This is a genomic window from Treponema sp. R6D11, assembly GCF_054786075.1.
In genome coordinates this window covers 1-368 of the sequence record NZ_BDHD01001173.1, presented here as the reverse complement: position 1 = coordinate 368, position 368 = coordinate 1, and the positions used below count along the sequence as shown (strand labels likewise).

The window sequence follows — 368 nt, the reverse complement described above, 5'->3', positions numbered from 1 at the left end:
AAGGGATCAATATCTTGACGTAACGGCTTTTAATAATATAACAGCCAGAGACGCGGATGGAGTTGTTGTAAACGATTATTTAAAAATGCCAACCGATACCGCCAACTTATTGAAATACAGAAAAGAAATACTTGTAACAACGGGAGCTCTTACAGGTTCGGATCCTTCCTATTCGTTTACAACGGGAAACGATCAAGCCACGGGAACTATCACGTTTACATTTAACCGCGCTATTTCCAAGAGAAGCGGCAATATTACAGTAACACAGCAAACTACAGGATACAGGCTTCCCGCGGTTCTTACGGAAGACCAGGCTTCCTGTCTGCTGCGTTATGCGATCGGCGTTTACTTTTTTGTCTACCCTTACA

The 368-nt window shown here is 42.9% G+C and carries 1 protein-coding gene; it reads left to right on the top strand.

Annotated features, from left to right (window positions below; genetic code table 11):
- Positions 1-368 (top strand): hypothetical protein (locus ACYVTD_RS17985; protein ID WP_461248977.1); only part of this gene is annotated, 368 nt, incomplete at both ends.